This is a genomic window from Pseudomonas sp. HP_08 (genome assembly GCF_055284095.1).
In genome coordinates this window covers 214,654-237,915 of record NZ_JBTOQC010000023.1, presented here as the reverse complement: position 1 = coordinate 237,915, position 23,262 = coordinate 214,654, and the positions used below count along the sequence as shown (strand labels likewise).

The window sequence follows — 23,262 nt, the reverse complement described above, 5'->3', positions numbered from 1 at the left end:
ATTGCCGCACAGGGTCAAACTGCGGGTCGACTTCAAGCCCGCCCGGCCTTGCCGCGCGTTCATTGTTCATTTATTGCTTTGCAAAGCTCACAGTCATTCGGGGACCCGACATGGAATTGGTTGTTAAAAGCGTTAGCCCAGAAACCTTGAAAACCGCCACCCTGATCCTCGCCGTCGGCGAAGGTCGGGTGCTGGGAGCAGCCGCCAAGAGTGTCGATACACTGAGCGGCGGCGCCCTGACTGCGTTGCTCAAGCGTGGCGACCTGGCCGGCAAGGTCGGCCAGAGCCTGCTGCTGCACAACCTGCCCAACCTCAAGGCCGAGCGCGTGCTGCTGGTGGGCGTGGGCAAGGATGAAGAGCTGTCGGACCGTCAATTCAAGAAAGTCATCAGTGGCGTTTTGTCGACCCTCAAGGGCCTGGGCGGCAGCGATGCGGCACTCGCGCTGGACGAGGTGCGGGTCAAGCAGCGTGAAACCTATGGCAAGACCCGCTTGCTGGCCGAAACCCTGCTCGACGGCGAATATGTCTTCGACCAGTTCAAAAGCACCAAGGCGCCAGCCCTGACCCTGAAGAAAATCACCCTGCTGACCGCCAAGGCCAGCACCGCCGAAGTCGAAAGCGCCGTCACCCATGCGCGTGGCATCGCCACCGGCATGGCCCTGACCCGCGACCTGGGCAACCTGCCGCCGAACATCTGCCACCCGACGTACCTGGGCGAACAGGCCAAGGCGCTGGGCAAGGCGTACAAGAACCTCAAGGTCGAGGTTCACGACGAGAAAAAACTCAAGGAACTGGGCATGGGCTCGTTCCTGGCCGTGGCCCAGGGCAGCGCCCAGCCACCGCGCCTGATCGTGATGAATTATCAGGGCGGCAAAAAGAGTGAAAAGCCGTATGTGCTGGTCGGCAAGGGCATCACCTTTGATACCGGCGGCATCAGCATCAAGCCGGCGGCTGCGATGGACGAAATGAAGTTCGACATGTGCGGCGCTGCCAGCGTGTTCGGCACCCTGCGCGCCGTGCTTGAACTGCAACTGCCGATCAACCTGGTGTGCATCGTCGCCGCCGCCGAGAACATGCCAAGCGGCACCGCGACCCGTCCGGGCGACATCGTCACCACCATGAACGGCCTGACCGTCGAAATCCTCAACACCGACGCCGAAGGCCGTCTGGTGCTGTGCGATGCGCTGACCTACGCCGAGCGCTTCAAGCCGCAGGCCGTCATCGATATCGCCACCCTGACCGGCGCCTGTGTCGTCGCCCTGGGCGCCCACACGTCGGGCCTGCTGGGCAACAACGATGCGCTGATCAACCAGTTGCTCGACGCCGGCAAGCAGGCCGACGACCGCGCCTGGCAACTGCCGCTGTTCGACGAGTACCAGGAACAACTGGACAGCCCGTTCGCCGACATCGCCAACATCGGTGGCCCCAAAGGCGGCACCATCACGGCGGCGTGCTTCCTGTCGCGCTTCACCAAGGCCTATGACTGGGCGCACCTGGACATCGCCGGCACCGCATGGCTCAGCGGCGGCAAGGACAAGGGCGCCACTGGCCGTCCAGTGCCATTGCTGACCCAATACCTGCTCGATCGCGCCGGAGCCTGACCGCCTGCTGCGCCTGGCCTGGTGGCCAGGCGCAGCGCTGTGAACCGACTATGACCCAGATCGACTTCTATATATTGCCCAGCCCGTCCCTTGAGGCGCGGCTGGACTTTGCCTGCAAGCTCACCGAAAAAGCCTGGCGCCTCGGCCACCGGGTTTACCTGCATTGCAGCGACGCCGCCCAGCGTGCCGACCTCGATGCCAGGCTGTGGCGCTTCAAGGGCGAAAGCTTCGTGCCGCATGGCGACGCCGAAAGCGATGAGCTGGCGCCAGTGGTATTGGGCCTGGGCGATGACCCCGGCGCGCACCAGGATTTGCTGGTCAACCTGGACTTGCGCATCGCGCCTTTTTTCACGCGTTTTGCCCGTGTCGCCGAGGTCGTTACCGAAGACCCGCAGATTCGCCTGGCCGCGCGCGAGAGCTTCCGGGAATACCGCAAACAGGGCTATGCTCCGCAAGATCACCGACTACAGCGCCTTTGAGTTCACGATGGATACTTCAAAAAAAGCTGAATCCGCGCACCTGCTGAACGACCTCGAATCGATTCGCAAGCTGCTGGAAGATGAAAACCTGCAACCGCCGCTGCTGACCGACACGGTGCACCGCGATGCGCAGATTCCGATGCTGTCTGACCGGGTCACGCAGCAACCTGCCGAGACATCCCCTGCCGTCTTGCACGTTGCGCCGCCTGCCGCCGAGCCGTCACAGGCCAAGCCTGGCGCACCCAGTGTCGACACGCTGCTTCATCTGGACACCGAACTGCGCTCTGCCGCGCAGTTGATCATGCAGGATGTGATCAACGACTTTGCACCGCACATCGAGACCGAGATCAAACGGCGACTTGAAGCGCGGCTCGAAAGACTTCTCGCAGCCTCAAGCCCCAAGTTATAAGCCTCAAGCTACAGGCTTGAAACGCCGTCTGGACGCCTGCCCCCTATCACCGCTTTTAACTTGCAGCTTGCCGCTTATGGCTTGCCGCTACCCTGCGGGTCTATACTTGCCGGTTTCCGAATCAATGCCACAGGTTCCCGCCGCGCATGGACAAGACTTACCAGCCGCACGCCATCGAAACTTCCTGGTACCAGACCTGGGAGTCCGAGAACTATTTCGCTCCGCAAGGGGCTGGTGACTCGTACACCATCATGATCCCGCCGCCGAACGTGACCGGCAGCCTGCACATGGGTCACGGCTTCAACAACGCGATCATGGACGCCCTGATCCGTTTCCGCCGTATGCAAGGCCGCAATACCCTGTGGCAACCCGGTACCGACCACGCCGGTATCGCCACCCAGATGCTGGTCGAGCGTCGCCTTGAAGCCCAGGGTCAGAACCGCCACGAGCTGGGTCGCGAAAAATTTCTCGACAAGATCTGGGAATGGAAAGCCGAGTCTGGCGGCAACATCAGCCGCCAGATTCGCCGCCTGGGTTCGTCGGTAGACTGGACCCGCGAGCGCTTCACCATGGACGACGGCCTGTCCGAATCGGTCAAGGAAGCCTTCGTACGCCTGTACGAAGACGGCCTGATCTATCGCGGCAAGCGCCTGGTCAACTGGGACACCAAGCTGCACACGGCCATCTCCGACCTGGAAGTTGAAAACCACGACGAGAAGGGCTTTCTGTGGAACCTGCGCTACCCGCTGGCTGACGGTGCCACCACCGCCGAGGGCAAGGACTTCCTGGTGGTCGCGACCACGCGCCCGGAAACCATGCTCGGTGACTCGGCCGTCGCCGTTAACCCGCAAGACGAGCGCTACAAGGCCCTGATCGGCAAGTTCGTCGAACTGCCACTGATCGGTCGCCGCATTCCGATCATCGCCGATGACTACTGCGACCCCGAGTTCGGCACCGGCTGCGTGAAAATCACTCCGGCTCACGACTTCAACGACTATGAAGTCGGCAAGCGCCACAACCTGCCGCTGATCAACATCTTCGACAAGAACGCCGCCGTACTGGGCACCGCCCAGGTGTTCAACCTCGACGGCACGCTGAATGACAGCCTTGATGCTCAGTTGCCTGCGCACTACGCAGGCCTGGACCGCTTCGAGGCCCGCAAGCAGATCGTTGCCGCGTTCGACGCCGCCGGCCTGCTGGTCAGCGTTGACGACCATGCCCTGAAAGTACCGAAAGGCGACCGCTCCGGCACCGTTATCGAGCCATGGCTGACCGACCAGTGGTACGTCTCCACCAAGCCGCTGGCCGAGCCTGCCATTGCCGCCGTCGAAGATGGCCGCATCCAGTTCGTGCCCAAGCAGTACGAGAACATGTACTTCTCGTGGATGCGCGACATTCAGGACTGGTGCATCAGCCGTCAGCTGTGGTGGGGCCACCGCATTCCGGCCTGGTACGACGAGTCGGGCAAGGTCTATGTAGGCCGCGACGAAGCCGAGGTGCGTGCGAAGAACAACCTGGGCAGCGATGTGGTGCTGCATCAGGACAACGACGTGCTCGACACCTGGTTCAGCTCGGGCCTGTGGACCTTCTCGACCCTCGGCTGGCCGGAAAAGACCGAAGCACTGAAGACCTTCCACTCCACCGACGTGCTGGTCACCGGCTTCGACATCATCTTCTTCTGGGTCGCGCGGATGATCATGCTCACCATGCATTTGGTGAAGAATGACGACGGCACCGCTCAGGTCCCGTTCAAGACCGTCTATGTGCACGGTCTGGTGCGCGACGGCCAGGGCCAGAAGATGTCCAAGTCCAAGGGCAACGTTCTGGACCCGCTGGACATCGTCGACGGTATCGACCTGGAAACACTGGTAGAGAAACGCACCAGCGGCCTGATGCAGCCGCAACTGGCCAAGAAGATCGAGAAGCAGACCCGCCAGGAGTTCGCGGACGGTATCGCCAGCTATGGCACCGACGCCCTGCGCTTCACCTTCTGTTCGCTGGCCTCGACCGGCCGTGACATCAAGTTCGACATGGGCCGCGTCGAAGGCTACCGCAACTTCTGCAACAAGATCTGGAACGCGGCGCGCTATGTGCTGGACAAGGGCGAAGACTGCGGCCAGAACGGCGAGGCCTTCGAGCTGTCGCTGCCGGACCGCTGGATCATCTCGCAACTGCAACGCACCGAAGCCGAAGTGACCCGCCAACTGGATCAGTTCCGCTTCGACCTGGCAGCACAGGCGCTGTACGAGTTCATCTGGAACCAGTATTGCGACTGGTACCTGGAGTTGTCCAAGCCAGTGCTGTGGGACGAGAACGCGCCGGTCGAGCGCCAGCGCGGCACCCGCCGCACCCTGGTGCGCGTGCTGGAAGTCGCGCTGCGTCTGGCGCATCCGTTCATGCCGTTCATCACCGAAGAAATCTGGCAGCGCCTGGCGCCGCTGGTCGGTGCGCAAGGCAAGACCATCATGCTGCAACCGTGGCCAGTGGCTAACGAAACACGCATCGATGAAGCCGCCGAAGGCGACATCGAGTGGCTCAAGGGCCTGATGCTGGCGGTGCGCAACATCCGTGGCGAAATGAACATCGGCCCTGGCAAGCCACTGCAACTGTTCCTCAACAACGCCAACGCCGAAGACGTACGCCGTTTGGGTGACAACGAGCACCTGCTGAAGAAGCTGGCCAAGCTCGAATCGATCACCGTCCTGGCCGCAGGCGCCGAAGCACCGCTGTCGGCCACCGGCCTGGTCGGCGAGATGCAGGTGCTGGTGCCGATGGCCGGCCTGATCGACAAGGGTGCGGAACTGGCGCGCCTGGACAAGGAAATCCAGCGCCTGCAAGGTGAAGTGCAGCGCGTGGGCGGCAAGCTGTCCAACGCCGCCTTCGTCGACAAGGCACCTGCCGAAGTCATCGAGAAAGAACGCGCCAAACTGGCCGAGGCTGAACAAGCCTTGAGCAAGCTGGCCGAGCAGCACGCCCGTATCAGCAGCCTGTAAGGCGCTGGTGCAAACAGCCAGTCCGTTCGCGGGCTGGCTTTTTTATGCACGCACTCCTGCTGTCATACAGCAACTGCAGGAGCGCGCTTGCCCGCGACCGGCTGCGCTAGCAGTCGTAAAATCTCAGCGCTTTACAGATTTCTGTGAGCGCTTCGCACTCAATCGCGGGCAAGCGCGCTCCTACCGGTTATTTTGTTTGCTGTAGGACCGCGCAGTGTCAAAGGATACGGCCCATGACCGATACCCCGAAGCCTCCACGTAAAAAGCCTAAACGCGAAAAGCACCAGCGCCAGGCCAAGCCTGCTGCGCCGCCGGTAAAGGCCACGTTGCACCCGCGTAACCGTCATCAGGGCCGTTACGATTTTCCGGCGCTGATCAAGAGCAGCCCGGAGCTGGGCGAGTTCGTCATTCTCAATCCCTATGGCAAGCAGAGCATCGACTTTGCCAACCCGGCAGCGGTGCGGGTGTTCAACCGCGCGCTGCTCAAGGCGCAGTACCGCATTGCCCACTGGGACATTCCCGCCGATTACCTGTGCCCACCGATTCCCGGGCGCGCCGACTACCTGCACTTTCTCGCCGACCTGCTGGCCGAACATAACCAGCAGGTGATCCCGCGGGGCGCCGCCGTAAAAGTGCTGGATGTCGGCACCGGCGCCAACTGCATCTATCCGCTGCTGGGGCATGCCGACTACGGCTGGCACTTCGCAGGCTCGGAGATCGACGCCAAGGCGCTGGCCGCCGCCAACACTATCGTCAAGGCCAACGGCCTGGGCAAAGCCATCAGCCTGCGCCAGCAGAGTAACCGCCAGCACATCCTCCACGGCCTGCTCGACAGCAGCGAGCGCTTTGACCTGAGCCTGTGCAACCCGCCCTTCCACGCCTCTCTGGAGGAAGCCACGCGCGGCAGCCAGCGCAAATGGCGGGCACTGGGCAAGGCTGACCCGAAGCGCAAGCTGCCGGTGCTCAACTTTGGCGGTCAGGCTCAGGAGTTATGGTGCGAAGGCGGCGAGATCGGCTTTGTCACTCGTCTGATCGATGAAAGCGCGCAAATCCCTGAACAAGTGCTGTGGTTCAGCACCCTGGTGTCCAAGGCCGCGAACCTGCCGGAGATTCAGCACCGCCTGAAAAAGATCGGCGCCTTCGAGGTGCGGGTCGTGGAAATGGGCCAGGGACAGAAGCAGAGCCGCTTCGTCGCCTGGACCTTTCACGATGCGGCCGAGCAGGCCACATGGCGAGCGCAGCGCTGGGCGACAGCCTGATCGCAAGGCCATATCGCGCCCACAAAAAAACCGTGCCGGGTAACCCCGTGCACGGCTTTCAACAGCAAGCGTGAGCTTACTTGTTGATCGAGTCGGTCAGCACTTTGGCTGGAACGAACTTGACCACTTTCTTGGCAGCGATTTCGATGGCAGCGCCAGTCGAAGGGTTGCGGCCGGTACGAGCTGGACGCTCGGTGACTTTCAGCTTGCCAATACCTGGCAGAGTGATTTCAGCACCGTTTTCCAGTTGATCAGCAACGATCTGGCCCAACTGCTCCAGAGCGCTACGCGCGGTGGTTTTTGGCGCGTCGATAGCTTCTGCGATATCGGCGATCAACTGGTCTTTGGTAAGAGCCATGTAGTGTTCCTTCCCTATAAAATTCATATGGATTGCAGAGTGCAACGTCGGCCATTGGCAGCCACGATCAATCGCGAAGTTGTAGATACTGAAACCATGATTTGGTTCGCCAGCACGCGCACAAACTGCATGCCTGACGCGCTGGAGTGCGCAAGACCGCGCAAAACTAGCACAGAGCCGGGCAAATATCCGCCTCTGGCTATCCTTTTGGTCAGGTTTTGCGGCCTTTGAAGCAAAAAAATCGATTCAAAACCCCCGATTGGACGAAAAACAGCCACATCGGCCATTTATCGCGACCCTGCGGTACACTGGCCGCCTTGCCACGAGCCGCACCGCTCTTCACTTTTCCGAGCCGAGAAATCCATGCCGATCCGTCATTGCATCGTCCACCTGATCGACAAGAAACCCGACGGCACGCCTGCAGTGCTGCACGCACGCGACAGCGAACTGGCCGAGTCGGCGGCCATCGAAAACCTGCTGGCCGACCTCAATGAAAGCTATAACGCCAAACAGGGCAAAGCCTGGGGGCTGTTTCATAGCGAGTCGGGCGCTTACCCATTCAGCGGCTGGCTGAAAGAGTACCTGGAGACCAGCAAGGACTTCACAGCCTTCACCCGCACCGCTGTCGAGCACCTGCAAAAGCTGATGGAAGAGTCCAACCTGTCTGTAGGCGGTCATGTGCTGTTCGCCCACTATCAGCAAGGCATGACCGAGTACCTGGCCATCGCCCTGCTGCACCACAGCGAAGGCGTGGCGGTGACCGAGTCACTCGACGTGACGCCTTCGCGGCACCTGGATCTGGGCCAGTTGCACCTGGCGGCGCGCATCAACATTTCCGAGTGGCAGAACAACAAGCAGTCCAAGCAATACATCTCGTTCATCAAGGGCAAGAACGGCAAGAAGGTCTCGGAGTATTTCCGCGACTTCATCGGCTGCCAGGAAGGCGTCGACGGCCCTGGCGAAACCCGTACCCTGCTCAAGGCCTTCAGTGATTTTGTCGAAAGCGAAGACCTGCCCGAAGAAGCCACCCGCGAAAAGACCAAGGCGCTGGTCAGCTACGCCACCAGCCAGAGCAAACTGGGCGAGCCCATTGCGCTGGACGAGTTGTCCGAACTGATCGATGAAGAGCGGCCAAAGGCCTTCTACGACCATATCCGCAACAAGGACTATGGCCTGTCGCCGGAGATTCCAGCCGACAAACGCACACTGAGCCAGTTCCGCCGCTTCACCGGCCGCGCCGAAGGCCTGTCGATCAGCTTTGAAGCCCACCTGCTGGGCGACAAGGTCGAGTACGACGAAGCCGCCGGCACGCTGATCATCAAGGGCTTGCCGACCCAGCTTACCGACCAGTTGAAACGACGCTGAGCCGATGCTGCAACGGACCCTCAAGAAAGTCGCGCTGATCCTGCTGGTGGTGGTGATCTATCAGAACTGGGGCAGGATCGAGCACTTCATCAACCCGCCCCCGCCAGAGCAGGCACAGCGCTATAGCCAGGCGCGGGTGGTGATGTACTCGACCGACTGGTGCGGCTACTGCAAGCAGGCGCGGCGCTTTCTGGACAGCAAGGGCATTGCGTTCAGCGAATACGACATCGACACCAGCGTCGAAGGCCGCAAGGCCTACGAAGCGCTGGGTGGACGCGGCATTCCGATGCTGGATGTCAATGGCACCTTGCTGCGCGATTTTGCGCCGGAGCAGATCGAAGCGGCGCTGAAATAACTAGCGCTTCTCGATCCTGAACCCCAGCCGCGGGAAGTGCACATGCACGACCCCGGCGCGAGGGTCTTCGCGGCGCAGAATCAGTTCTTCACGGCCCGCGAACAGCAACTCCCCTTCCACACCATCAACGCCGTAATCGATGGCCGAGATCACCACCTGATCACCCGGCTTGAAGCCGTTAGGGTCAGTGAAGACTTCCTTCGGCACTTCAATCGGGGTGGTATTAGCAGCGACTTCGATAGCCTCTTCAGCGCTCATCGCGCTGAAAGCGCCATGCCCGAAGCCTTCGACGCGCTTGAGCCAGGCCGCCACGGCCGGATACTCGTCCACGGCCGGCGCGGTAATCGGTGTCTGGCGCAGGAACCACAGCGGATGGGCCACGGAAAAATCGGCAATCGATGGCTCGCCGAACAGGTAATCGCCATTGCGCTCCAGCTGTTGCTCCAGGCGTGACATGAAGGTCGGCCACTGATGCAAGGCTTGCGCAAGTGGCAGCCGCGATGCCGAGCCACCGGCAAACAGGGCGGCACGGTCAGCCTTGAAGGCTTCGACCGCTTGCGGGGGCAATCTGGAAAAACGCAGCGCCATGGACTCAGGCTGAAACACCTGACTGACCGCATGCTGAAACAGGTTCACATCTGCCCAGGCCGCCAGCGCGGCGACGGTGAATTCCTGGCCTGCGGGGTAGAACGCCGGCGAGGCCTTTTCCTGCTCCAGCCGCCGGGCGATCAGGGCGGTGTCGCAATAGATGTCCGCGCCCACTTGCAGCACCGGCGTCTTGCGGTAGCCGCCGGTCAGTGCCGTGAGATCGGGTTTGGGCATCACGGCAGGAATGAACACCGAACGCCATGACAGGCCTTTATAGCCCAGCATCAAGCGGGCTTTTTCGGCGAATGGCGAGGCCGGGTAATGGTGCAGGATCAGCTCGGACATGCTTGGCTCCTTACGTGGACAAACTCTCGGGATTATTCTTTGTGTCGCGAATCACCGGCAGAAGCGGCCAACGCCTCCTTGGCACTCTTGCGCAACTTCTTGATCAGCCGCTCATGACGCAAGGCCTCGCCTTTGCTTGGCCACGCCTCCACATACACCAGCGCCACGGCAGGGCTTGCGTGAAAGTAGCGCGCACCCTTGCCGCTCTGGTGGGCGGCAAACCGTCGTTGCGGGTTGTCGCTGATGCCGCAGTACAGCGAGCCGTTGGCCGCCCGTACCAGATAAACGAACCAGGGCTTTTGCAGCGTATCGCTCGCTTGAACCTCAGCCACGCCGCTTCTCACCGAATGCCTTGAGGCCTTTATGCGCCTGGGCACGAATGGCGTTTTGCACCAGCGGTGTCCAGCCCAGTAGCAGGCCCTTGGTGCCCAGTGCCTGACGCGACCAGCGCCACACATCGAACTGGTCGTGGTGCTCGATGATCTTGCCGTCCCTGAACACGAAACGCGCCTGAATGTCGTTGACCACGGTGCGGCCGGTCTGGCTGAACAGATAGGTCGCCACCCAGTGCGCACTGCCGCTCTGGTCATCGGCGCGTACCTGGTCGAACACCACCGAGAAATTTTGTGCCCGCGACGTGAGCATGCGCCACATGTCCTTGGCCTGTTGTCCGCGCAAGGTGCCAAATACCGGGTCACTGAACAGCACGTCATCGCTGTAACAGTCAGCCATGGCCTCGGCATCGAGCCGCTGGAACGCTTCGTAGAAGCGGCTGATCAATGCGCTGTTGACCTGGCTTTGCTCTTCATAATCCATGCTGGCAGACGTCCTGAAAAAGTATCGCTGAACAATAAGCGGCAAACTGCCCGTGTGCCAACGGTCTCATGCGCGTTACGGCGTATCGTGACGGACCTGCACCTGACGGGCGCGTCCGGCGCCCAGCCCGGCAAGGATGGCGCCCAGACCCAGCAGGCCGAAAATCCAGCCGATCGGGCCCCAGGTTCCCGTGGCATCGTGCACCACACCTACCGCGAACGGCCCGATGGAGGCGACGGTGTAGCCGATGCCTTGTGCCATGCCCGACAGGTTGGAGGCCACGTGCGAGTCGGCCGAGCGCAGCACGATCAGGGCCAGCGCCAGGCTGAACGTGCCGCCCTGGCCAATACCGAGAATGATCGCCCAGCCCCACAAGCCTTCAATGGGTGCATACAGGCAGCCGAACAGCCCGGTCAGGGTCAGGCCCATGACCACCACGATTGCCAGGCGTTGATCCTTGCCACGGGTCGCCAGCCACGGGGCGCTCAAGGCACTGATGAGCTGGCAAATGATCGAGCCGGACAGCAACAGGCCGGCCTCGGTGGGGTTCAGGCCACGGCCGATCAGGATCGAGGGCAGCCAGCCGAAGACGATGTACGACAGCGATGACTGCAAGCCCATGTACAAGGTGACTTGCCAGGCCAGCGGATCGCGTAGCAGGCCGCGCACCTTGACGATGCTGCGTTGCGTACCGTGGGTCTGGCGTGCCTGCGGCCACCAGAACAGCGCAGCGAGCAATGCCGGAATCACCCAGAACGCCAGGCTGGCGTCCCAGCGCTCACCGAACGCATGACTCAGCGGCACACTGGCACCGGCTGCCAGCGCAGCGCCCAGGCACAGCGCCATGGTATAGACCCCGGTCATGGCGCCGGCGTGGGTCGGGAAATCGCGCTTGACGATACCCGGCAACAGCACGCCGATGATGCCGATACTGGCGCCGGCCAGCAGGCTGCCGGCAAACAGCCCGACCTCGCCGAACAGGCTGCGCAAGCCAATGCCCAGCGCCAGAATAAAGAGGATACCCAGCACCACCCGCTCGCTGCCAAAACGCCGCGCCAGCCACGGTGCCAGCGGTGCGAACAGGCCCAGGCACAGCACCGGCAAAGTGGTCAGCAAACCGGCTTTTGCCGCCGACAGCCCCAACGCCTGCGACACATCGTTGAGCAGCGGCGCGACACTGGACAGTGCCGGACGCAGGTTGATGGCCACCAGCACCAGGCCCAGCAACAACAGCCAGGTACGGATGCGCGGCGGCGCGTCGGTAACCGTCGTCTCGATCAAAGTGTCATCGGCAGGTGAAGGGTCGCGGGGTGGTTTGGCAGTCATTGAATCCTCAGGTCTCAGGTGTCGCCCCTGTCGCAGGGAGGGGCCGCGTATCCTGTTGGAGAAGGATGAGGATTACAAGGTTCAGCGCGATTGCGGCCAGGCGGGTATCACGCCTGCATAAAAAAACCGGACACAGGGTCCGGTTTCTTTATCTGCATCAACCTTCGATCAATGAATGATCTGGCTGAGGAACAGACGGGTACGGTCGCTTTGCGGGTTGTCGAAGAAGTCGTTTGGTGCGGCTTGTTCGACGATTTCACCCTTGTCCATGAAGATCACCCGGTTGGCCACGGTGCGGGCGAAGCCCATTTCGTGGGTCACGCACAGCATGGTCATGCCCTCTTCAGCCAGGCTGACCATGGTGTCGAGTACTTCCTTGACCATTTCCGGGTCGAGTGCCGAGGTCGGCTCGTCGAACAGCATGATCTTGGGCTTCATGCACAGGGCGCGGGCAATCGCCACCCGTTGCTGCTGGCCACCGGACAGCTGGCCTGGGTACTTGTGGGCCTGCTCCGGAATGCGCACACGCTCAAGGTAGTGCATGGCGATTTCTTCGGCCTGCTTCTTCGGCATCTTGCGCACCCACATCGGCGCCAGGGTGCAGTTCTGCAGAATGGTCAGGTGCGGGAACAGGTTGAAGTGCTGGAACACCATGCCCACTTCACGGCGGATGGTTTCGATCTGCCGCAGGTCGGAGGTCAGTTCGGTGCCATCGACAATGATGCGCCCCTGCTGGTGCTCTTCCAGGCGGTTGATGCAACGGATGGTGGTCGATTTGCCCGAGCCCGATGGCCCGCACAGCACGATACGCTCACCCTGACGCACATTGAGGTTGATGTCCTTGAGCACATGGAACTGGCCGTACCACTTGTGTACACCTTCCAGACGGATCATGCCTTCGGCGCCCAGCGGCTTTTTGACTGCTTCACTCATCACGAAACTCCTAACGCTTGTGGCCAGTGTCCAGCTTGCGCTCCAGATGCATGGAGTAGCGGGACATACCGAAACAGAAAATCCAGAACACCAGGGCCGCGAAGACATAGCCTTCGGTGGCCATGCCCAGCCAGGTCGGGTCGGCCGCAGCCTGCTTGACGCTGTTGAGCAGGTCGAACAGACCGATGATGATCACCAGGCTGGTGTCCTTGAACAAGGCAATGAAGGTGTTGACGATACCGGGGATCACCAGCTTCAGGGCTTGCGGCAGAATCACCAGGCCCATCGAGCGCCAGTAGCCCAGGCCCATGGCCGCAGCAGCTTCGTACTGGCCCTTGGGAATCGCCTGCATGCCACCGCGCACCACTTCGGCGATGTAGGCCGACTGGAACAGGATCACGCCGATCAGTGCACGCAGCAGCTTGTCGAAGTTCATGCCTTCAGGCAGGAACAACGGCAGCATGACCGAGGACATGAACAGTACGGTAATCAGTGGAACACCGCGCCAGAACTCGATGAACGTCACGCAGACCACTTTCACCGCCGGCATGTTCGAACGCCGTCCCAGCGCCAGCAGGATACCCAGCGGCAAGGCGCCGGCGATGCCGACGGTGGCGATGACCAGGGTCAGCATCAGGCCGCCCCACTGGCTGGTGGGCACGGTGGTCAGACCGAATGCGCCGCCATGCAGCAGGTAGAACGCGATGATCGGGTACAGCACCAGAAAGCTCAGGCCGTAGGCGACCTTGCGCTCGAACGCCTTGATGAACAGTGGCGCGATACCGACGATGGCCAGAATCACGGTCAGGTCGACACGCCAGCGTTGATCGCCGGGGAAGTAGCCGTACATGAACTGGCCGAAGCGCTGCTCGATGAACACCCAGCACGCACCGGCCTTGGTGCAGTCGGCGCGGGTAGTGCCGACCCAGTTCGCATCCAGAATGGCCCAGTTGATGATCGGTGGCACAATCAGCCAGACCAGATACAACGAGAACAGGGTCAGTACGGTGTTGAACCAGCTGGAGAACAGGTTACTGCGCATCCAGCCAACCACACCCACGGTGGATTTTGGCGGTGCCAGATTGGGTTTGAACGTATGTGTACTCATGCGCGTTTCCTCACCGCTCGATCAGCGCAATGCGCTTGTTGTACCAGTTCATCAACAGGGAAATGCTGATGCTGATTGCCAGGTACACGCTCATGGTGATGGCAATGACTTCGATCGCCTGCCCGGTCTGGTTGAGCACAGTGCCGGCAAACAGCGAAACCATTTCCGGATAACCGATACCGGCGGCCAGCGAAGAGTTCTTCACCAGGTTCAGGTATTGGCTGGTCAATGGCGGAATGATCACCCGCAGAGCCTGGGGAATGATCACCTTGCGCAGGGTCGGACCCGGACGCAGGCCCAGTGAACGGGCAGCTTCGGTCTGGCCGTGGCTGACCGACTTGATACCGGAACGCACGATTTCGGCGATGAACGCCGCGGTGTAGACCGTAAGTGCCAGTGTCAGCGCCAGCAGTTCAGGGATCAGTACCCAGCCGCCGACGAAGTTGAAACCACGCAGTTCAGGCATTTCCCAGTGCACAGGCGCACCGGCAATCAGGATGCTCAATGCCGGGATGACCAGCATCAGGGCAAGCCCTGCCCAGAACTTGTGGAACGGCACACCGGTTTCTTCGAAACGCTTGTTGGCCCAACGGGCCATGAGCACGGTGGCAATCACGGCCACCACCAGGCTGACCAGAAATGCCGTCATGCCTTCGGCCACCAGGGCACGCGGCATGTTCACGCCACGGCTGCTGACATAAAACATGTCGAGGTAGCCATGGGCATTACGTGGACCAGGCAAGGTCAGGAAGACAGCGAAGTACCAGAACAGGATCTGCAACAGCGGCGGGATGTTACGGAACACCTCGACGTAGACAGTCGCCAGCTTGTTGACCATCCAGTTGGGCGACAAACGGGCGATACCGATGCTGAAACCCAGCAGGGTCGCCAGAATGATGCCGATGAACGATACCAGCAGCGTATTGAGCAGGCCGATCAGAAAGACTCGGGCATAACTGTCAGCTTCGGTGTAGTCGATCAGGTGCTGGGCAATACCGAAGCCTGCACTGCGATCGAGAAAGCCGAAACCGGAGGTGATGCCACGATGTTCAAGGTTGGTCTGGGTGTTGTCGAACAGGAACCAGCCCAGGGAGACCACCGCCACAATCGTGATGATCTGGAATAGCCAGGCGCGCACTTTGGGGTCGCTCAGGGTGAGCTTTTGTTTGGGTGCGTCGATATGTTTTTGCATGAAATGCCCCGGAAAAAATGGAACGGTGCAGAGCACCCGGCGGCCTGTTCAGGCGGCCGGGCGCAGGGTCAAATCAGCGAATCGGAGGAGCGTACTGAATGCCGCCGTTGTTCCACAGCGCGTTCTGGCCGCGCTTGATCTGCAGAGGCGTGGTCTCGCCCAGGTTGCGCTCGAACACTTCACCGTAGTTACCGACCTGCTTGACGATTTTCACCACCCAGTCTTTCGGCAACTTCAGGTCTTTACCGTACTCACCGTCGGCGCCGAGCATACGGGCAACGTCAGGGTTTTTGGTCGCCTTGGCTTCGGCTTCGACGTTCTTGGAGGTCACGCCCGCTTCTTCGGCGTTGAGCATCGCGAACAGGGTCCACTTGACGATGGCCAGCCACTCTTCGTCGCCTTTACGCACGACCGGGCCCAGTGGTTCCTTGGAAATCACTTCCGGCAGTACCACGTAATCCTTCGGATTGGCCAGCTTGCTGCGTTGTGCATAGAGCTGCGACTGGTCGGAGGTCAGCACGTCGCAACGGCCGCTTTCCAGCGACTTGGCGCTTTCGTCGGAGGTGTCGAAGGTGATCGGGGTGTACTTCAGGCCATTGGCGCGGAAGTAGTCGGAAACGTTCAGCTCGGTGGTCGTACCGGCCTGGATGCACACGGTGGCGCCGTCCAGTTCCTTGGCGCTCTTGACGCCCAGCTTGTTGTTTACCAGGAAGCCGATGCCGTCATAGTAGGTGACGCCGGCGAAGGTCAGGCCCATGCCCGAGTCACGCGAGCTGGTCCAGGTGGTGTTGCGCGACAGCACGTCGATTTCGCCCGATTGCAGCGCGGTGAAGCGCTCTTTGGCGTTCAGCTGGCTGAACTTGACCTTGGTGGCGTCACCGAATACAGCGGCGGCTACGGCGCGGCAGACGTCAGCGTCGATACCGGTAATAACGCCTTTGGCATCAGGAACGGAGAAGCCTGGCAGACCATCGCTGACACCGCACTGAACGAAGCCCTTTTTCTGGACTGCGTCAAGCGTGGCACCGGCATTGGCGACACCGGTCATGCCCAGTGCTGCGAAAGCGGTCACTACCGCCAGGGTGGATTTCAACATCTTCATTCATAACCTCCAGTTTGCTCTTTGTTGTGTGGGAGCTTTAGTCACGTCGCACCCTTGTGGGGCATTAACGACCCGTGCTGGCATTTTTTTGGGTCGTGCGACGTTGGGTCCGTTGGTGAAACCATCCCCACCGTCTCGTGGACCAAAGCCCCATGATTTTTCCGTATCGTTGAACGGAATGAATCGTGCCGTGAATCCTGTAGCTGGGATTCGCGTGCTGCGCCGACCAGTGATAGCCAAATAGTGTTACCGGACGACGTGAGCGCTCTGACTCCGCATTCTTCATAGCAAAGCGCGTACCACACTGCTGGCTGATTCGATAAACCAACAGGTCAAGCGCAAAAGTTGTAACCTTGCGACATCTTCGTTCACTTTTGAATGGGCCGCGCCAGGCCCGGCACTCATTGAATGCACGGCCGACACCCTAGCGCACCAAACTGGAGCAATCATGACTCAACCTTTGATACTCGAGCCCGCCACCCAAGCCGACGCCTGTGTCATCTGGCTGCATGGCCTGGGGGCCGACCGCACTGATTTCGAGCCTGTCGCCCAGGCTTTGCAGACGTCATTGACCACCACCCGCTTTGTGTTACCCCAGGCCCCCATGCGTGCCGTCACCATCAATGGTGGCTATCAGATGCCCAGCTGGTACGACATCATTGCCATGAGTCCTGCGCGCGCCATCAGCCATGAAGAACTGGAAGTATCGGCGCAAACCGTACTGGACCTGATCGAAGCCCAGCGCGACAGCGGCATCGATCCGTCGCGGATCTTTCTAGCCGGTTTTTCCCAGGGTGGCGCCGTGGTCCTGCACACCGCCTACCGCCGCTGGCAGGGCCCGCTGGGTGGTGTGCTGGCGCTGTCGACCTACGCACCGACCTTCAATGAACAGATGACTATTTCGGCCAGCCAGCAGCGCATTCCGGCCTATTGCCTGCATGGCTACCACGATGAAGTGGTGCTCAATGCCATGGGCCGTACGGTCTATGAGTACCTCAAGTCACTGGGCGTCAGCGCGCAGTGGCAGGAATACCCGATGGGCCACCAAGTGTTACCCCAAGAGATTTCCGACATCCGTACCTGGCTGACCGACAAGCTGCGGTAACACCGCGGTTCAACGGGTGCCTCTGAAACGCAGGTTTTGTAGCCCTCTATGGATGACACTACGCCGAGTACCCAACTTGCTTTACACTGCTCGGCGTACATTCCTTGACCAATTGACGAGATGACCGTGCTCAAAGCACTCAAGAAGATGTTCGGTAAAAGCGAGGCTGAGCAGCTTGCGCCCCTTCCGACCACATCGACCCCCGCTTCAGTGATTACCGGCGATGCTCTCCCCGTCCAGCCTGTTGCTGTGATACCGCCTTCTTCTTCGCCATTGCCCGTGCAGCCAGCAGGTGACACGCCAGCACCGGCAGTGGCCATTGCCAAGCCGCCACGGGCCGAACGCCCGCGCCGCGAACGACCGCCCAAACCGGTCGACACCTGGAAACCCGAAGACTTCAATGTCGAGCCACAGGAAGGCAAGACCCGCTTCCATGACTTCGACCTTGCCGCGCCATTGATGCACGCCATCCACGATCTGGGCTTTCCTTATTGCACCCCGATCCAGGCCGGCGTCCTGGGCTACACCCTCAAGGGCCGCGATGCCATTGGCCGGGCACAGACCGGCACCGGCAAGACCGCGGCCTTTCTGATTTCGACCATCACCCAGTTGCTGCAGACCCCGCCGCCCAAAGAGCGCTACATGGGCGAGCCGCGTGCGCTGATCATCGCGCCGACCCGTGAGCTGGTGGTGCAGATCGCCAAGGACGCCGCCGACCTCACGCGCTACACCGGCCTGAACGTCATGAGCTTTGTCGGTGGCATGGACTTCGACAAGCAGCTCAAGCAGCTTGAAGCGCGCTATTGCGACATTCTGGTCGCCACCCCGGGCCGTCTGCTGGACTTCAACCAGCGCGGTGAGGTGCATCTGGACATGGTCGAGGTGATGGTGCTCGACGAAGCCGACCGCATGCTCGACATGGGCTTTATTCCGCAGGTGCGCTCGATCATTCGCCAGACCCCGCACAAGGGCGAGCGTCAGACCTTGCTGTTCTCGGCGACCTTCACCGATGACGTCATGAACCTGGCCAAGCAATGGACCACCGATCCTGCCATCGTCGAGATCGAGGCTCAGGGCGTGGCCAACGCCAACGTCGAGCAGCACATCTATGCCGTGGCGTCGGCCGACAAGTACAGGCTGCTGTACAACCTGGTCACCGACAACGGCTGGGAACGGGTGATGGTCTTTGCCAACCGCAAGGACGAAGTGCGCCGCATCGAAGAGCGCCTGGTACGCGATGGCGTCAATGCCGCCCAACTGTCGGGCGATGTGCCGCAGCACAAGCGCATCAAGACCCTGGAAGGTTTTCGCGAAGGCAAGATTCGCGTGCTGGTGGCCACCGATGTGGCCGGGCGCGGGATTCACATCGACGGCATCAGCCATGTGATCAACTTCACCCTGCCTGAAATGCCCGACGACTACGTACACCGCATTGGTCGTACCGGCCGTGCCGGCGCTGACGGCGTGTCGATCAGCTTTGCCGGCGAAGACGATTCTTACCAGTTGCCGGCCATCGAAGAAAAGCTGGGCCGCAAGATCAGCTGCGAAATGCCGCCGACCGAGCTGTTGCGTGCCGTAGAACGTAAACGCCCTTAAGGCTTACGTGTCCCAACGCTGGGCGGCCTGCTGGTCGCTCACGCGGCCTTCGACCCAGCGCGGGCCCTCTGGCGTATTTTCACGTTTCCAGAACGGCGCGCGGGTTTTCAGGTAATCCATGATGAATTCGCAGGCCTCGAACGCGGCCTGCCGATGCGCACTGGTGACGCCGACGAATACGATCGGCTCGCCCGGCTGCAGATGCCCGACCCGATGCAGCACCTCGACGCCCAGCAACGACCAGCGTTCGCGCGCCTGCTCGACGATCTTGTCGAGGGCCTTTTCAGTCATGCCCGGATAATGCTCCAGGAACATGCCTGACACTTCCTGGCCGTCGTTGAAGTCGCGCACATAGCCGATAAAGCTGACCACCGCGCCCACACCACGGTTGGCGGCGTGCAGGGCATTGACCTCGGCACCCGCATCGAAGGCCGTCGTCTGCACTCGAACACTCATGCTCAACCTCCAGTCACAGGCGGGAAGAATGCCACTTCGTCGCCGTCCTGCAACGGCTCGGCCAGCGAACAGAGTTCCTGATTGCGCGCGCACATCAGACCCTTTTCGGCCAGCACTTGCCAGGCCTCGCCACGGCTCAGCAGGTGCTCACGCACCTCATCGACGCTGCCAAAGACATCTTCGAGCTGTTCGCTGTCCAGGCCCAGCACCTCACGATAGCGAGCGAAATACTGCACGGTCAGGCTCATTGTCCGCCCTCGCCTGCATCTGCCTGGCCTGCATCTGCCTGATAGTGACCACTCTTGCCGCCGAGTTTCTCCAGCAGGCGCACCGACTCGATGACCATGCCGCGATCGACCGCTTTACACATGTCGTAGATCGTCAGCGCCGCGACACTGGCGGCGGTCAGCGCTTCCATTTCAACACCGGTCTGCCCGGACAGCTTGCAGCGCGAGGTAATCAGCACCGCATCCTCGCCCTCGGCTACCAGCTCGACCTTGACGCCGGTGAGCATCAGCGGATGGCACAGAGGAATCAGGTCACTGGTTTTCTTGGCCGCCTGAATGCCGGCAATGCGCGCCACGGCGAACACATCGCCCTTGGGATGGCCACCGGCGACAATCATTTGCAGGGTGGTGGGCAACATGCGCACCCGCGCCTGGGCCACCGCTTCGCGGAAGGTCACGGCCTTGTCGGTCACATCGACCATATTGGCGCGGCCTTGGGAATCGAGATGAGTCAGCACAATCGTTACTCCTTTGCAGGAGCACGATTGTGCAGCGCCAAGTTACAAGCTACAAGCCGCAAGCTGCCTGACTTGCAGCTTGCGGCTTGACCTCTTGTAGCTGCTACAGATGGCTTTCGGCATATTCGGCGAGGATGGAGCGTGGCACGCCTTGCAGGGTGATGTGCACGCCGTTGGGGAAGTCCTTGAAGCGCTCCGTCAGGTAGGTCAGCCCGGAACTGGTGGCCGACAGGTAAGGGGTGTCGATCTGCGCCAGGTTACCCAGGCAGACCACTTTGGAACCGGCGCCGGCACGGGTGATGATGGTCTTGATCTGGTGCGGCGTCAGGTTCTGGCATTCATCGATCAGGATCAGGCTCTGCTGGAAGCTGCGGCCCCGGATGTAGTTGAGGGATTTGAACTGCAAGGGCACTTTGCTGAGGATGTAGTCGACGCTGCCATGGGTGTTTTCATCATCCATGTGCAACGCTTCGAGGTTGTCGGTGATAGCCCCCAGCCACGGCTCCATCTTCTCGGCCTCGGTGCCCGGCAGAAAACCGATCTCCTGGTCCAGACCCTGCACGCTGCGGGTGGCGATGATGCGCCGGTAGCGCTTGCTGACCATGGTCTGTTCGATGGCGGCGGCCAGCGCCAGGATGGTTTTGCCGGAACCGGCAGCGCCGGTCAGGTTGACCAGATGAATGTCCGGGTCCAGCAGGGCAAACAACGCCAGCGCCTGATGGATATCGCGAGGCTTGAGGCCCCAGGCTTCCTGGTGCAGCAACGGCTCCTGATGCATATCCAGAATGATCAGTTCGTCGTTCTTGACGCCCTTGATCCAGCCGACGAAGCCCTGCTCATCGATGATGAACTCGTTGAGGTGTACCGCCGGCAGGTTTTCGCTCAGTTGCACACGGTGCCAGGTACGACCGTGGTCCTGGCGGGTATCGACCTTGCTGACCCGGTCCCAGAACGAGCCGCTCAGTTCGTGATAGCCGCGCGACAGCAAGGAGACGTCATCGACCAGCTGGTCGGTGCTGTAGTCTTCGGCCGCAATGCCACAGGCGCGCGCCTTGAGGCGCATGTTGATGTCTTTGGTGACCAGCACCACGTCGCGATCCGGGTGACGGGCGTGCAGTTCGATCAACTGGTTGATGATGATGTTGTCGTTGAGGTGCTCGGGCAGCAGGCTGGTGGGCTCCTGGCGCTTGCTCATCAGGATCGACAGATACCCCTTGAAAACCCCGGTGCCGCGGTCAATCGGTACGCCGCGCTCGACGTCTTCGGGACAGGCCTCGCCAAGGGTCTTGTCGATCAGGCGAATGGCCTGGCGGCATTCGGCGGCGACCGAGTGTTTGCCATCCTTGAGTTTGTCCAGCTCCTCCAGGACCGTCATCGGAATGGCAACGTGATGTTCTTCGAAATTCAGCAATGCGTTGGGATCATGGATCAATACATTGGTATCGAGCACGTAAAGGATAGGCTGGTTAGTGGAGGGGCTGCGTCCGTGGTCATCCATACTCGCTCACCTTTTCAGAAGCCTGGACACGGCATCATTGAGATCCGTGCCACTGGGGGACCGCCGGTGGCTTCCCTTGAGGCAGGGGAGCCGGGGGCTCAAGGTGGGTCTTGTGCGACGCCACCTGTGTTGCAGGTTTCGGCGGTCTGACTCAGGTAATACCGCAAAACAGATGACAGAAAAAAGCACTTTGACAGTTTTTTGAAGTTTATTTCACAGTATGACGAATAGCGCTTGGCGGTCGACGCCTGCACGTTTACATTCATTAATTCACTGCGTCAGGTTCCTCCTGGCCTTCCGGGTCCTGCAGCTGCGCAGGCTCGACGCGCTGCACCGGTTGCGCGGCCTCAGGTGCCTGTATTTGCTGATCTTCCTGCTCAGGTTCCACACTCTGCGACTCGTGCGGTAGCTCTTCCTGATCACCCGATTCAGGTTCTGGCTCGGGCTCGGGTTCCGGCTCTGGTTCCGGTTCGCGCGACAGGTTGCGGCAGTCGTCCCAGGTCAGCTCGCTTTGCGCGCTATTGGCCAGCAGCAGCGGCAACGCCGATTGCGCCTGAGAACCCGAATCGTGAAACACCACCGTGCCCCGGCGCCACAGCAGCATCAGGGTTTGTGTGCGATCGCTGATCTGCGCCGAGGTCAGGCGCCCCGACTGATCCTGGGCATCGATGGTCCACAGCGACACTCGCAGGTTCAACGAACGGAAAAACTCCCCGCTGTCAGCGCGTCGATGCCCGTAAGGCGGACGAAACAGCGGCACCACATTGTCCGGCAGCAGGCGCTCGACCAGCTCGGCACTGCGTTGTACCGAGCCCTGCCAGTCGCGCCACTGGCTGTGCGAGCGATATTCCCAGCCCTGAATGCCGACACATTGCTGGCGGTACACATTGGCAATGGCGCCGGCAGAACTGCTGTCCAGGCGTGCCTGCAACTGCTTGCCCAACACAAAGAAGGTCGCGGTCATGTTCTGCTGGCGCATGAAGTCGGCCAGCCAGTCGGTGTCGCCATGGGTGGCACTCGGGCCGCCTTCGAAATTGAGCATGAAGGTGCGGTCCGGCAACTCGTCACCGCTCAGTTCATCGGAGTTGTAGCGGGCGATCTCGCTGCTGGTCTGCGGGAACAGCGCGGCCTTGTACAGCAGTTCGTCCAGATACAGCCTGTGAAAGGCGGCACTGGGCGCACCCCACGCAGCGTAGAACGAGTCGTCGCCGATCTTGAATTCCTCGGCGCGCTGACGCAGTTGCTCCATATCGCGCGCATAGACACAGAAGTTGGCGTCCTCGGTGCAGCTCTTTCGCGCCTGGCGAAAATTCACCAGCAACCGTTCCCACAGGCGATTACGCACCAGATTGAGCGAGGCGACGTCGATGTAGCGCAGCCCCAGACGTTGCTTGAGCCCCTCTTCATCGAGCTGCTCACTGGCCCATAGCGCATGGGCAAATCCGAGAATCTCGGCCCGTGAAGCGACATCGAACAAGGCCGGGCTTTCCAGCCGCTCCGGCCACAGGCTGCGATCGATGATCGCCACCGGCGGTACTGCCGCCTGCACCTTGAACCCCAACAGACACACGCAAACTGCCAGAACGATACGCAAATCCGATGCCCACCCTTATCAAATACACCGTTGTAGGAG

The 23,262-nt window shown here is 61.0% G+C and carries 22 protein-coding genes and 1 pseudogene; 9 read left to right on the top strand and 14 right to left on the bottom strand.

Annotation, left to right across the window (positions count from 1 at the left end; genetic code table 11):
- Positions 1-110 precede the first annotated feature (110 nt).
- The 5 genes from ACYAS9_RS19970 (at position 111) to rlmF (ending at position 6,741) form a co-directional block, all read left to right on the top strand.
- Positions 111-1,601, top strand: coding sequence for a leucyl aminopeptidase (locus tag ACYAS9_RS19970; RefSeq protein ID WP_463569992.1), 1,491 nt, complete (start codon positions 111-113; stop codon positions 1,599-1,601).
- 50 nt (positions 1,602-1,651) lie between these two features.
- Positions 1,652-2,080 carry a DNA polymerase III subunit chi gene (locus tag ACYAS9_RS19965; RefSeq protein ID WP_463569991.1) on the top strand — a complete coding sequence of 143 codons (429 nt, stop codon included), beginning with the start codon at positions 1,652-1,654 and terminating at the stop codon, positions 2,078-2,080.
- A 7-nt stretch (positions 2,081-2,087) separates the two neighbouring features.
- The gene (locus tag ACYAS9_RS19960; protein ID WP_463569990.1) at positions 2,088-2,489 is read left to right on the top strand and encodes a DNA polymerase III subunit chi; all 402 of its coding nucleotides are present in this window, start codon (positions 2,088-2,090) and stop codon (positions 2,487-2,489) included.
- A gap of 146 nt (positions 2,490-2,635) precedes the next feature.
- Positions 2,636-5,482: a valine--tRNA ligase gene (locus ACYAS9_RS19955; protein ID WP_463569988.1), complete on the top strand. Its 2,847-nt coding sequence runs from the start codon at positions 2,636-2,638 to the stop codon at positions 5,480-5,482.
- A 233-nt stretch (positions 5,483-5,715) separates the two neighbouring features.
- Positions 5,716-6,741 carry a 23S rRNA (adenine(1618)-N(6))-methyltransferase RlmF gene (gene rlmF, locus ACYAS9_RS19950; protein ID WP_463569986.1) on the top strand — a complete coding sequence of 342 codons (1,026 nt, stop codon included), beginning with the start codon at positions 5,716-5,718 and terminating at the stop codon, positions 6,739-6,741.
- 76 nt (positions 6,742-6,817) lie between these two features.
- Here rlmF and ACYAS9_RS19945 read toward each other — a convergent pair whose 3' ends face one another.
- Positions 6,818-7,099, bottom strand: coding sequence for an HU family DNA-binding protein (locus ACYAS9_RS19945; protein ID WP_459741831.1), 282 nt, complete (start codon positions 7,097-7,099; stop codon positions 6,818-6,820).
- Positions 7,100-7,462: 363 nt separating this feature from the next.
- Between ACYAS9_RS19945 and yejK the strand changes: the two genes are divergently transcribed.
- Together yejK and ACYAS9_RS19935 are read left to right on the top strand one after the other, a co-directional pair.
- Complete coding sequence (gene yejK / locus ACYAS9_RS19940) at positions 7,463-8,464, top strand: nucleoid-associated protein YejK (RefSeq protein WP_463569984.1); 1,002 nt, start codon at positions 7,463-7,465, stop codon at positions 8,462-8,464.
- A 4-nt stretch (positions 8,465-8,468) separates the two neighbouring features.
- Entirely contained in the window at positions 8,469-8,819 is a 351-nt protein-coding gene (locus ACYAS9_RS19935; protein WP_463569983.1) for a glutaredoxin domain-containing protein, read from the top strand.
- Here the strand turns inward: ACYAS9_RS19935 and ACYAS9_RS19930 are convergent, their stop codons facing one another.
- From ACYAS9_RS19930 to ACYAS9_RS19895, 8 genes are all read right to left on the bottom strand, one after another.
- The gene (locus ACYAS9_RS19930; RefSeq protein WP_463569982.1) at positions 8,820-9,752 is read right to left on the bottom strand and encodes a glutathione S-transferase family protein; all 933 of its coding nucleotides are present in this window, start codon (positions 9,750-9,752) and stop codon (positions 8,820-8,822) included.
- A 32-nt stretch (positions 9,753-9,784) separates the two neighbouring features.
- Positions 9,785-10,084, bottom strand: coding sequence for a GIY-YIG nuclease family protein (locus ACYAS9_RS19925; protein ID WP_463569980.1), 300 nt, complete (start codon positions 10,082-10,084; stop codon positions 9,785-9,787).
- Positions 10,077-10,568: a nuclear transport factor 2 family protein gene (locus tag ACYAS9_RS19920; RefSeq protein WP_463569979.1), complete on the bottom strand. Its 492-nt coding sequence runs from the start codon at positions 10,566-10,568 to the stop codon at positions 10,077-10,079. The genes ACYAS9_RS19925 and ACYAS9_RS19920 overlap by 8 nt, the downstream gene beginning before the upstream one ends.
- Before the next feature lie 75 nt (positions 10,569-10,643).
- Complete coding sequence (locus ACYAS9_RS19915) at positions 10,644-11,894, bottom strand: CynX/NimT family MFS transporter (RefSeq protein WP_463569977.1); 1,251 nt, start codon at positions 11,892-11,894, stop codon at positions 10,644-10,646.
- A gap of 168 nt (positions 11,895-12,062) precedes the next feature.
- Positions 12,063-12,827, bottom strand: a complete 765-nt coding sequence (locus ACYAS9_RS19910; RefSeq protein WP_122469630.1) for an amino acid ABC transporter ATP-binding protein — start codon at positions 12,825-12,827, stop codon at positions 12,063-12,065.
- A gap of 10 nt (positions 12,828-12,837) precedes the next feature.
- Positions 12,838-13,935: an amino acid ABC transporter permease gene (locus ACYAS9_RS19905; RefSeq protein WP_463569975.1), complete on the bottom strand. Its 1,098-nt coding sequence runs from the start codon at positions 13,933-13,935 to the stop codon at positions 12,838-12,840.
- A gap of 10 nt (positions 13,936-13,945) precedes the next feature.
- Entirely contained in the window at positions 13,946-15,127 is a 1,182-nt protein-coding gene (locus ACYAS9_RS19900) for an amino acid ABC transporter permease (protein ID WP_463569974.1), read from the bottom strand.
- 73 nt (positions 15,128-15,200) lie between these two features.
- Positions 15,201-16,229 (bottom strand): amino acid ABC transporter substrate-binding protein, encoded by a 1,029-nt coding sequence (locus ACYAS9_RS19895; protein ID WP_463569973.1) that lies wholly within the window; start codon positions 16,227-16,229, stop codon positions 15,201-15,203.
- Between the two features lie 448 nt (positions 16,230-16,677).
- Between ACYAS9_RS19895 and ACYAS9_RS19890 the strand changes: the two genes are divergently transcribed.
- Positions 16,678-17,334 (top strand): alpha/beta hydrolase, encoded by a 657-nt coding sequence (locus tag ACYAS9_RS19890; protein WP_463569972.1) that lies wholly within the window; start codon positions 16,678-16,680, stop codon positions 17,332-17,334.
- A 120-nt stretch (positions 17,335-17,454) separates the two neighbouring features.
- Entirely contained in the window at positions 17,455-18,930 is a 1,476-nt protein-coding gene (gene rhlB, locus ACYAS9_RS19885) for an ATP-dependent RNA helicase RhlB (RefSeq protein ID WP_463569971.1), read from the top strand.
- Between the two features lie 3 nt (positions 18,931-18,933).
- On the opposite strand, the gene moaE is transcribed toward rhlB, so the two are convergent.
- The 5 genes and pseudogenes from moaE to ACYAS9_RS19860 form a co-directional block, all read right to left on the bottom strand.
- The gene (gene moaE / locus ACYAS9_RS19880) at positions 18,934-19,386 is read right to left on the bottom strand and encodes a molybdopterin synthase catalytic subunit MoaE (protein ID WP_463569970.1); all 453 of its coding nucleotides are present in this window, start codon (positions 19,384-19,386) and stop codon (positions 18,934-18,936) included.
- Positions 19,387-19,388: 2 nt separating this feature from the next.
- The gene (locus tag ACYAS9_RS19875) at positions 19,389-19,634 is read right to left on the bottom strand and encodes a MoaD/ThiS family protein (RefSeq protein ID WP_463569969.1); all 246 of its coding nucleotides are present in this window, start codon (positions 19,632-19,634) and stop codon (positions 19,389-19,391) included.
- Positions 19,631-20,131, bottom strand: coding sequence for a cyclic pyranopterin monophosphate synthase MoaC (gene moaC / locus ACYAS9_RS19870; protein WP_463569968.1), 501 nt, complete (start codon positions 20,129-20,131; stop codon positions 19,631-19,633). Before moaC ends, ACYAS9_RS19875 begins: the two co-directional genes overlap by 4 nt.
- 103 nt (positions 20,132-20,234) lie before the next feature.
- Positions 20,235-21,629 (bottom strand): PhoH family protein, encoded by a 1,395-nt coding sequence (locus tag ACYAS9_RS19865; RefSeq protein ID WP_463569967.1) that lies wholly within the window; start codon positions 21,627-21,629, stop codon positions 20,235-20,237.
- 433 nt (positions 21,630-22,062) lie between these two features.
- Positions 22,063-23,223 (bottom strand): annotated as a pseudogene (locus ACYAS9_RS19860) (polysaccharide deacetylase family protein); the annotation flags it as partial.
- Positions 23,224-23,262: the final 39 nt, after the last annotated feature.